Annotated in this window: 10 protein-coding genes; all 10 read right to left on the bottom strand. The window is 65.4% G+C overall.

The annotated features are described in order from the left end of the window. Nucleotides 1-61: 61 nt before the first annotated feature. Nucleotides 62-685 (bottom strand): OmpH family outer membrane protein, encoded by a 624-nt coding sequence (locus K2Y03_RS08910; RefSeq protein WP_294090136.1) that lies wholly within the window; start codon nucleotides 683-685, stop codon nucleotides 62-64. Next, nucleotides 685-3,420 (bottom strand): outer membrane protein assembly factor BamA, encoded by a 2,736-nt coding sequence (gene bamA, locus K2Y03_RS08905; RefSeq protein ID WP_294090135.1) that lies wholly within the window; start codon nucleotides 3,418-3,420, stop codon nucleotides 685-687. Before bamA ends, K2Y03_RS08910 begins: the two co-directional genes overlap by 1 nt. A 71-nt stretch (nucleotides 3,421-3,491) precedes the next feature. Beyond that, nucleotides 3,492-4,631 (bottom strand): RIP metalloprotease, encoded by a 1,140-nt coding sequence (locus K2Y03_RS08900; protein ID WP_294090134.1) that lies wholly within the window; start codon nucleotides 4,629-4,631, stop codon nucleotides 3,492-3,494. Further along, the gene (locus tag K2Y03_RS08895) at nucleotides 4,628-5,785 is read right to left on the bottom strand and encodes a 1-deoxy-D-xylulose-5-phosphate reductoisomerase (protein WP_294090132.1); all 1,158 of its coding nucleotides are present in this window, start codon (nucleotides 5,783-5,785) and stop codon (nucleotides 4,628-4,630) included. Before K2Y03_RS08895 ends, K2Y03_RS08900 begins: the two co-directional genes overlap by 4 nt. Continuing rightward, nucleotides 5,785-6,594, bottom strand: coding sequence for a phosphatidate cytidylyltransferase (locus K2Y03_RS08890; protein WP_294090130.1), 810 nt, complete (start codon nucleotides 6,592-6,594; stop codon nucleotides 5,785-5,787). The genes K2Y03_RS08895 and K2Y03_RS08890 overlap by 1 nt, the downstream gene beginning before the upstream one ends. After that, the gene (locus K2Y03_RS08885) at nucleotides 6,591-7,334 is read right to left on the bottom strand and encodes an isoprenyl transferase (protein ID WP_294090138.1); all 744 of its coding nucleotides are present in this window, start codon (nucleotides 7,332-7,334) and stop codon (nucleotides 6,591-6,593) included. The genes K2Y03_RS08890 and K2Y03_RS08885 overlap by 4 nt, the downstream gene beginning before the upstream one ends. Nucleotides 7,335-7,339: 5 nt before the next feature. Continuing rightward, nucleotides 7,340-7,897, bottom strand: a complete 558-nt coding sequence (gene frr, locus K2Y03_RS08880; RefSeq protein ID WP_294090128.1) for a ribosome recycling factor — start codon at nucleotides 7,895-7,897, stop codon at nucleotides 7,340-7,342. Nucleotides 7,898-7,899: 2 nt separating this feature from the next. After that, nucleotides 7,900-8,628 (bottom strand): UMP kinase, encoded by a 729-nt coding sequence (gene pyrH, locus K2Y03_RS08875; protein WP_294090126.1) that lies wholly within the window; start codon nucleotides 8,626-8,628, stop codon nucleotides 7,900-7,902. A 196-nt stretch (nucleotides 8,629-8,824) separates the two neighbouring features. After that, nucleotides 8,825-9,763, bottom strand: coding sequence for a translation elongation factor Ts (gene tsf / locus K2Y03_RS08870; protein WP_294090124.1), 939 nt, complete (start codon nucleotides 9,761-9,763; stop codon nucleotides 8,825-8,827). A gap of 119 nt (nucleotides 9,764-9,882) precedes the next feature. Continuing rightward, nucleotides 9,883-10,214, bottom strand: a 332-nt coding sequence (gene rpsB / locus K2Y03_RS08865; RefSeq protein ID WP_294090122.1) for a 30S ribosomal protein S2, incomplete at its 5' end; no start/stop codon positions are given.

Genomic DNA, 10,214 nt, shown 5'->3' with positions numbered 1-10,214 from the left:
TAACGATGCGGCAGGGCCGCCATCACGCGCCCGATATCGAGCGCGTGGGGGGTTCCGTCCGTCACCGCGAGGCCGGCTGCTTCGTGGTCGGCTGCGCGGGCGGCGTGGTGCCGGCGGGCTGCTGCTGTTGCTGCGGCGGGGTGATCGACACGGTGGTGAGCGCCGCGTTCAGCTGCTGCATGGCCGACGGCGTAATGTCATAGGCCGCGTCGAACGCGAGGATCGAGCCCCGCGCGACGACCGTGTTGGCCTTGCGGTCCTTGCGGATCTGCTCGGCGATGGGCAGCAGCTTGTCGAGAATCTGCAGCTGCACATATTGGCCCAACTGCTGCACCTCGCGCTGCAGCTCTTCCGCCTGCGCCTGGGCTTCCTGCAGCCGCTGGCGCGCGTCGGTCAGCGCCTTTTCGGTCGCCGGCGGCAGCGGGGTGTTGGGCTTGGCCACCGCCTTCGCCGCCGTCACCTGGTCGTTCCAGCCCTTGACGGCGGTATCCAGGTTGGTCTGCGCGGCGCGGATGCGGGCGCCGTACTTGGCTTCAAGCTGCTGGTTGCCGCTCTTGGCAGCGGTGCTGTCGCGATAAATCTGCTCGACGTCGACGATCAGCGTCTGCGCCTGCGCGGCGGTCGCAAATGCGGTGCTGCCCACCAGCGCCAGCGAAAGAGCAGTGGCCTTCAGAAAGTTAGTCATCAGAATTGAGTCCCTACGTTAAAAGTGATGAGCTTGGGGTCATCGCCGAAGCGCGAAATCAGCGCATAGGCAACGTCGATGCGCAGCGGCCCGAACGGCGAATTCCAGTTGGCGCCGACGCCGACGGTAACGCGCGGCAGCGGCGTATCGCCCGCAAAGCGTTCCAGGAACGGCCCGACCGGCGTGGTCGATGCCAGATTCTGCGACGTGCCGGTGCACGTGCCACCCGCCGTGTCCGAAAAGCCGATCGGGCAGGTGGTGAGCGCACCGGCATTCGCCGAACCCGCCGGCACCACAAACAGCGGCAACCGCGTTGTCTGGTCGAGATCGGGGCGTTGCAGCGGCAGCACGGTCACCCGCCCGGTCACCGGATCGGTAACCGTCGGGAAGACGGCGGTTGGCAGGGGCCGTGTGATGCCGAACAGCGCACCGAAATCGACATAGATTGACGGGCGGATACCCAGCTCGCGCACGCCAGAGCCGAGCGGCACCTGCAGCTCGAGGCGCCCATGGTAATAGGTGCGGCCGCCCAACGCGTCGTCCCGAATCTGGCGGCGGTCCTCGATCGGATTGCCGTTCAGGTCGAACTGCAGGCGCTGCACGCGCGGGCCAACGCCGCGGATCTGGAAACCACGGAAGAACGGCTCGCCCAGATAGAAGCGGTCGTTGATCTGGATGGGGTCGATGCCCGGTCCGCGTTCACCCTGCAGCGGAATGATATGCCCGCCTTCGATGAAGAAGGAGAGGATGAAGTTGCTGCCCAGATTCTTGAATTCGATGAAGTTGAACTGCGTCTTCAAGTAACGCACGTCGCCGCCCAGCCCGGCAATGTCCTGATTGATCGTCAACCGGCGGCCGGCCGTGGGGAAAAGGCCGCTGTTCAGGCTGTTATACGACAGGGTGTAGCCGAATGCCGAGGTGAAGCGCCGGCCCAGCTGCTCGCACAGGAACCGGCCGGCGATCAGCGGATCGCAATTGCCGTTAACGTCAAGGAACTCGCGGCCCAGCGTCAATTCGTCATACTGCAGCAGATAGCGCGCGGTGAACGACCAATATTCGGTCAGCGGCACGCCGGCGCGAATGCTGAACCCGGTCGACGTCTGCAGGAAGTTGGTGCGACGCGCCGCGTCCGTGAAGTTGAAGTTACGGAAATCACGGCGGAAAATGTCAAAGCCCAGCGCGATATTGCGGTCGAACAGATAGGGCTCGGTAAAGCCCAGTTCGAGCGCGCGCGAGAATTGCGAGAAGCTGGCATTGGCGCGCAGTTCCTGCCCCTTGCCGCGGAAATTGCGCTGACGGACTGCTGCCTGGAGCACGAAGCGTTCAAGGCTCGAAAAACCCACCGACAGGTTGAGCTCGCCGGTGGAGCGCTCCTCGACATTGGCCTCCAGCACGATGCGGTCGGGCGCGCTGCCGGGCTTTTCCTGGATTTCGAACTTGTCCTGGAAGAAGCCGAGCGAGTTGATGCGGTCCTGCGAGCGCTTGACCAGGAAACGGTTGAACGCATCCCCTTCCGTCAGGCGGATTTCGCGGCGGATCACCTTGTCCTGCGTCAGCGTGTTGCCGTTGATGTCGACGCGTTCGACATAGGTGCGCTGCGCCTGGGCAATGTGGAAATTGATCGACATGGTGAGATCGTCCGGATCACGGACAAACTCAGGGTTCACATCGGCAAAGGCATAGCCATAAAGGCCGGCGGTATTGTTGAGCGATTCAACCGTATCCTCAACCTTCTTCGCGTTGTACCAGTCCCCCTGGCGCACCGCGAGGCCCTTTACCAGCTTCTTGCCGTCGAAATCGCGGATGTCACTATCAACGGTGACTTCGCCAAACTTGTAGCGTTTCCCCTCTTCAACCACATAAGTGATGATGAAGTCACGCTTGTCGGGCGTCAGTTCGGCAACCGCCGAGGTCACCTTGAAGTCGGCATAACCCTGCGTCAGATAGAATTGGCGCAGCTTCTGCTGGTCATAGGCCAGACGGTCCTGATCATAGCTGGTATTGGAGCTGAGGATCGAGGTGAGCCGTGCCTGCTTGGTGGCCATCTGCGCGCGCAGCTTGGCATCATTGAACACGTTGTTGCCAATGATGTTGATCTGCTGAACCTTGGACTTCGGCCCCTCGTTCACTTCGAAAATGATGTCGACGCGGTTCTGGTCCAGCGACACCATCTTCGGGCTGACCGAGGCAGCGAAGCGGCCCTGCCGCCGGTAAAGCTCGATCAGGCGCTGCACGTCCTGCCGCACCGCCGCGCGCGTGAAGATCTGGCGCGGCTTGAGCTTGATTTCCTTGTCGATCTTGTCCTGCTTCAGCCGCTTGTTGCCCTCAAACAGCACGCGGTTGATGATCGGGTTTTCGCGGATGCGCACCACCACATCGCCGGTCACCGCGCCGTCGATGGTCACATCGGCAAAAAGCTCGCTGGCGAGCAGGTCCTTGATCGCCTGGTCCAGCGTCTCGTCGTTGAACGACTGGCCCACGCGCAGCTTGGTATAGGAGAGCACCGTCTCCGGCTCGATGCGCTGGGAGCCCTCGACCCGCAGCGACCGGATGACCTTGACAGCGGGTTGAGAATCCCCAATCTTGGCTGGCGTCGCCACTGGGACCGGTGGCGGTGGCGTTGATGGTTGAACTTGCGCGGCGGCCGCCATCGGCACGCCCGACAATATCGTGCCGGCCAGCAACAGGCCGGTCACGCGCGAGCCGAAGGCAGAGAAATCGCTAACCGTCACCATGTCACCCCAACAGACTTCCCTCACCCCGGCAAATCAACGCATGCTTTGAGCGCGTCCCTGCCCCAACCAGCCTAGCCGATCAACCCGGCCAATTTGCTCCACAGGCCAAAAGCGCCCAGATCGTTGATCGTCACCATCAGCATCAGCGCCAGAACGGCCGCCAAACCACCCCGGAACGCCCATTCCATCACCTGCGGATCGACCGGGCGCCGCCGCACCGCCTCAATGGCATAGAAGAGCAGGTGCCCGCCATCCAGAACCGGCACCGGCAGCAGATTGATGACGCCAAGGTTGATCGACACCAAAGCGACGAAAAACACGAAATGCGGCAGGCCCAGCGTGAACTGCTCGCCCGATACCTTGGCAATCTGCAGCGGGCCGCCCAGTTCCTTCACCGATCGCTCGCCCAGAATGATCTGGCCGATCACGTCGCGCATCATCGTCAGGATCTGACCCATCTTGGCGATGGCGACGCCGGGCGCTTCCCAGGGCGCGACCGGCACATAGCGGATCGCCGCCGCGTCCGCCGCGATGCCCAGCCGGCCCATCCGCGCGATGTTGCCGAACCGGTCCTTCTGCTCATGCGTGCCGATGGTGATCATCGCGGTGCGCGCCGTGCCCTGATGCACATAATCGACCTGAACGCGCGCGCCGGGGCGCAGATGAACGAACTGGATCATGTCATCGAAACTTGCGACCGGCCGCCCGCCCAGCGCGGTGATCCGGTCACCTGGAGAAAGGCCCGCCAGCGCGGCCGCGCTCCCCTGCTCCACCGCGCCCACGGTTGCCGGAATCTCCGCGCGCCCCACCGCCAGCGCGAAGCCGGCCAAGATGATCAGCGCGATAATGAAATTGGCGACCGGCCCGGCGGCCACAATAATCGACTTTTGCCACAAAGGCTTGGCCGGGAAAGTTCGCGCGCGTTCTTCGGGTGGCAGGTTCAGCCAGTCGGGGTCGGTGCGGCTCGATGCATCCATGTCGCCGGCAAAGCGCACATAACCGCCGATCGGCACCGCGCACAATTTCCACCTGGTGCCGCGCCGGTCGGTGAAGCCGGCGATTTCCTGGCCGAAGCCGACGGCGAATTCCTCCGCCTTCACGCCGAACCAGCGCCCGGCGAGATAATGCCCCAGCTCGTGCAGGAAAATCAGCGGCCCGATCGCCAGCACAAAGGCCAGGATGGTCAGCAACAGGCCCGGCGAGTGATTCAAGCGACGCAATCCTTCACACGCTCTGCCGCCAATCGCCGCGCCTCGGCGTCGATCGCCAGCACCGCGTCCAGCGTTTCCGGCGACGCCGGATCGTAGCGCTCCAGCGTATCCCCAACGATTGCGGCAATTTCAAGAAAGCCGACACGCTCCTCAAGGAACGCGGCAACCGCGATTTCGTTCGCCGCGTTCAGGATAGTGGGCCGCGCGCCGCCCGATTTGAGACAGTCGCGCGCCAGTTTCAGGCACGGGAAGCGCGCATAATCGGGCGCGTCGAAATCGAGCCGGCCAACCGCAGCCAGGTCGAGCCGGGGGCCGGGCGTCGTCATCCGGTCGGGCCAAGCGAGCGTATAGGCAATCGGCGTGCGCATATCGGGCGTGCCAAGCTGCGCGAGCACCGAGCCGTCGATATATTCGACCATCGAATGGACCACCGACTGGCGGTGGACGACCACATCGAGCTGGTCGGCGGTGATCGGGAACAGGTGGAAGGCCTCGATCAGTTCCAGCCCCTTGTTCATCAGCGTGGCCGAATCGACGCTGATCTTCGCCCCCATCGACCAGTTGGGGTGCGCCACTGCCTGTGCCGGCGTGATCGACGCCATTGCCTCCGCCGGCGTGTCGCGGAACGGGCCACCGCTCGCGGTCAGGATAACGCGCGCAACGCGGCCCGGATTGGCGTGATCGAAGCATTGATAGACGGCATTATGCTCTGAATCGACCGGCAGGAGCGTCGCGCCGTGGCGGGCGACGGCGGCCGTCATCACGTCGCCGGCGGAAACCAGCGATTCCTTGTTGGCCAGCGCCACGGTCTTGCCCTGCTCCACCGCCGCGATCGAGGGCTTCAGGCCGGCACAGCCGACAATCGCCGCCATCGTCCAGTCGGCGCCCATCCGTGCCGCCTCGCACACCGCGTCTGCCCCGGCGGCGGTCGCAATGCCGGTGCCGGCCAGCCGATCCTTAAGCGCATCATAGCAGCGCTCGTCCGCCACCACGGCCAGGCGGGCATTGGTGCGGATGGCAGCAGCCGCCAGCTTTTCGACATCGCCATTGGCGGTAAGGGCAATGACCTGAAACGCTTCCGGCGCGCGCTCGACCAGGTCGAGAGTCGAGGTGCCGATCGACCCCGTTGCGCCCAAAATCGTCACCGTCTTCATCAAAACAATCCCCTGATCTGCGGCAGCATTACCAGCATTGCCGCCACCGGCGCCACCGGCACCAGCCCGTCCAGCCGGTCTAGCAAGCCCCCATGGCCGGGCAAGAGCGTGCCGCTATCCTTCACGCCCGCTTGCCGTTTCAGCCAGCTTTCGAACAAATCGCCGCCTTCCGCCAGAATGGCGAGCGCGGGGCTCGCCAGCGTCAGCCGCCATGGCAGCCCGGCATAGATGTGGAGCGCGGCGCCAAAGGCACTGGCCAGCGCAATCCCGCCCAGCGCGCCCGCCCAGGTCTTGTTGGGGCTGATCGCCGGCGCGAGCCGCGCCCCGCCGATCCAGCGGCCGGCGAAATAGGCGCCAATGTCGCACAGCCACACCAGCCCCAGCGTCCAGAACGCATATTCCAGCCCGCGCGGCTGATCGCGGATCAGCAGCAGCGCCAGCACCGGCAGGCCGGCATAGACGATGCCACCCGCCAGAAATGCCTGACGGGTGACGGCGCCGACAAACATCGCCGCGCCACCGATCAGCCCCAGCGCCAGGAAATAGGGCGAATGCGCCACCGGCGGCACGATTGCGAACGGCGACAGGATGGCCAGCGGCACCAGCAGCGCGAGCAGCATCAGCCGCCGCGTGTTGGCGCCGGCACCCGCGAGCATCGCCCATTCGCGCAGCACCCCCAGCGACAGCGCCGCGCAGAGCAGCCAGAACAGCACCCCGCCCAGCTTCAGCGCCACCAGCGCCACCCCGGCGAGCATTGCCCCCACGACGAACCGGGTGAGCAGTTCCTGGCGACGCGCGGCCCCGCTCACAGCCCGCCAAAGCGCCGTTGCCGCCGGCCGAACTGGGCAATCGCCTGGCGCAGCGCTGCTTCGTCGAAATCCGGCCATAGCGTGTCGACGAACAGCAGCTCGGCATAGGCCGCCTGCCACAGCAGGAAGTTGGACAGCCGGCACTCGCCAGACGTGCGGATGAGCAGGTCAAGCGGCGGCAGATCGCGGGTTTCAAGCTCCGCCTCGATCGCCTCGGCGGTGATGTCTGCCGGCGCCAGCATGCCATCCGCCGCGCGCTCGGCCAGCCGCCGGGCGGCTTCGGTCAGTTCGGCATGCGCGCCATAATTGAGCGCAATCACCAGGATCGGCCCGCTATTGGCGGCGGTGCGGGCAAGCGCCCCTTCCACCAGCGAGACGATGTCGGGGCCGAAGCGGTGATAATCGCCGATCACCTTCAGCCGCACATTTTCGCGCACCATTTCATCCAGATCGGCGCGGATGAAATGCTTGAGCAGCCCCATCAGGTCGCCCACTTCCTCTGCGGGCCGGCGCCAGTTTTCGGAGGAAAAGGCATAGAGCGTCAGCGCCTCTATGCCCATCGCGCGCGCAGCGCGGGTGATGCGGCGCACCGCCTCCACCCCTGCCTTGTGCCCGGCGAGCCGGGGCAGGAAGCGCGCCTTTGCCCAGCGGCCATTGCCATCCATGATGATGGCCACATGGCGCGGCACTGCATCCGTGCCGCCGCCCGTCGCCGCCACGCGGGGCGCCTGGGCCGGCACCGCCGTCACTTACCCAGGATTTCCTTTTCCTTGGCCGCGGTGGCCGCATCGATATCGGCAATCGCGCTGTCGGTCAGCTTCTGCACCTCGGTCTCGTGGCGCTTGCGCTCGTCTTCGGAGAGCAGGTTCTTCTTCTCGTCGGCTTTCAGGCTTTCCATGCCGTCGCGGCGCACGTTGCGCACGGCGACGCGCGCCTTCTCGGCATATTGCCCGGCCAGCTTGGCCAGTTCCTTGCGCCGTTCCTCGGTCAGGTCGGGGATCGGGATGCGCAGCGTCTGCCCGTCGACAATGGGGTTGAGGCCAAGGCCCGCCGAGCGGATTGCCTTGTCGACCGAGCCGACATTGGACTTGTCCCACACCTGCACCGAGATGAGGCGCGGCTCGGGCGTGGAGACAGTGGCGACCTGGTTCACCGGCATTTGGCTGCCATAAACCTCCACCGTTACCGGATCGAGCAGGGTGATGCTCGCACGGCCGGTGCGCAGGCCGCTCAGATCGCCCTTCAGCGCGTCGACCGCGCCATGCATGCGGCGCTCGATATCGGCCTTGTCATAAGCGGCCATCGTCAATTCTCCGTCAGGGTGTGGACGATCGTTGCGGTCCCCTCACCGCGCATCACGCGGGCCATATTGCCCTCGTCGCGGATGTTGAAGACAACGATCGGAATATTGTTTTCGCGGCACAGCGCAACGGCGGCGGCGTCCATGACCTTCAGATTGTCGGCCAGCACCTGGTCGAACCCCAGCGATTCATAACGGGTGGCACCCGCCACCTTCTTGGGGTCGGCGGTATAGACACCGTCGACGCTGGTGCCCTTGAACAGCGCGTCGCAGTTCATTTCCGCCGCGCGCAGCGCAGCCGCCGTGTCGGTGGTGAAGAACGGGTTGCCGGTGCCGGCGGCGAAGATCACGATCCGCCCCTTTTCCATGTGCCGGATGGCGCGGCGGCGGATATAGGGCTCGCACACGCTGGCCATCGGGATCGCCGACTGAACGCGGGTTTCAACGCCCATCTTCTCCAGCGCATTCTGCACGGCAATCGCGTTCATCACGGTTGCCAGCATGCCCATATAATCGGCGCTGGTGCGGTCAAAGCCCTTGGCGGCACCCGCCAGGCCCCGGAAGATGTTGCCGCCGCCGACCACAACGCACAGCTCGTGCCCGGCCTGTTTCGCGGCGGCGATTTCGCCGGCCACGCGGTCCACGGTTCCCGGGTCAATGCCGAACTGCTGCTGCCCCATCAGGACTTCGCCCGAAAGCTTGAGCAGAATGCGCTTGAAATGGGGAATGGTCATCGCGGTCCAGCACGGCAAAGGGGGCGGCAAGTGGGCCGGACCTTAGGCGCGCCGCCCGCCCTTGCCAAGGGGATGGCAAGGCGGTTTCGCCGCACGACAAATGGCAGGCCGGGAACGCCCGATCCGGCGCGACACATCGCGCGCGGGCACAAAAAAACCGGGCCACCCGGTGGGGCGGCCCGGCTGTGTCGATCGATCAGGCCGTGGGCTGCGGCACGCCCGAGGCGGCGGCGACTTCGGCCGCGAAATCGCTCGCTTCCTTCTCGATGCCCTCGCCCAGCTGGAAACGCACATAGTCGGTCAGCTGGATGTCGGCGCCGGCAGCCTTCGCCGCCTGGGCCACGAAATCGGCGATCTTGGTCTTGCCGTCCATCACCAGCAGCTGGCTGAGCAGCGCATTTTCCTTGCGATACTTGGCAATCGCACCCTCCACCATCTTGGCGATGATGTCGGCGGGCTTGCCGCTTTCAGACGCCTTTTCGGTGGCAATCGCGCGCTCGCGCTCGATCACGTCGGCGTCCAGCTCCTCTTCGCGCAGCGCGAGCGGGAAGGCAGCGGCCACGTGCATGGCGATCTGCTTGCCCAGCGGCTCCAGCACATCGGCGCCGGCGGTGCTTTCCAGCGCGACCAGCACGCCGATCTTGCCCAGGCCCGGGGCGGCGGCATTGTGAACATAGGGCACAACCGCGCCCGCGCTCACTTCCAGCCGGCGCGCACGGCGCAGATTCTGGTTCTCGCCAATGGTGGCGATGTTGTTGGTCAGCTGCTCCTCAACCGACTTGCCCGACGCCATGGTGGCGGCCTTGATCACCGCCATGTCGTCGCCCTCGGCCAGCACGATGCCGGTCGCTTCGCGGACGAACGCCTGGAACTGGTCGTTCTTCGCCACGAAGTCGGTTTCCGAATTCACTTCGATCGCGGCGCCGCGCGTGCCGGCAACGGCAATGCCGACCAGCCCTTCGGCCGCCGTGCGGCTGGACTTCTTGGCCGCCGCCGCCAGCCCCTTGGTGCGCAGCCAGTCCATCGCGGCGTCCATCTCGCCGCCGGTTTCGGCCAGCGCCTTTTTGCAGTCCATCATGCCTGCGCCGCTCTTTTCGCGCAGTTCCTTCACCAGTGCGGCAGTGACTTCGGCCATGGTCATTTTCCTCAGGCTTTGTCCGGCGGGCGGGCGCCACACCCATTGGCGCGCCCGGCCCGGAGCGGATAGCGCGGCGACTAGGCCGCGCAGGTTACAGTTCCGCGACGCGGCGCCGTTCAGGCGTTGGCGTCGTTGGCGGTTTCCTCGTGGATTTCGGTCGCCTCGGGAGCGATTTCCAGCGCCTCTTCGGCGAGCGGTTCGTCCAGCGCGCCGATGTCACCGCCAAAGCGGGCCTGCGCTTCCTGGCCACCGCGCGTGGCGGCAATGGCGATTGCTTCGCAGTAGAGACGGATCGCGCGGCTCGCATCGTCGTTCGCCGGCACCGGGAAGGCGATGCCATCGGGCGAGACGTTCGAATCGAGGATCGCGACCACCGGAATGCCCAGCGTATTGGCTTCCTTGATCGCCAGCTCTTCCTTGTTCGCGTCGATCACGAACATCACGTCGG

The sequence above is a fragment of the Sphingomonas sp. genome (assembly GCF_019746015.1).
Classification (GTDB): domain Bacteria; phylum Pseudomonadota; class Alphaproteobacteria; order Sphingomonadales; family Sphingomonadaceae; genus Sphingomonas.
The sequence above is the reverse complement of the archived record's forward strand: the minus strand, read 5'-3'. Positions and strand labels throughout refer to the sequence as shown.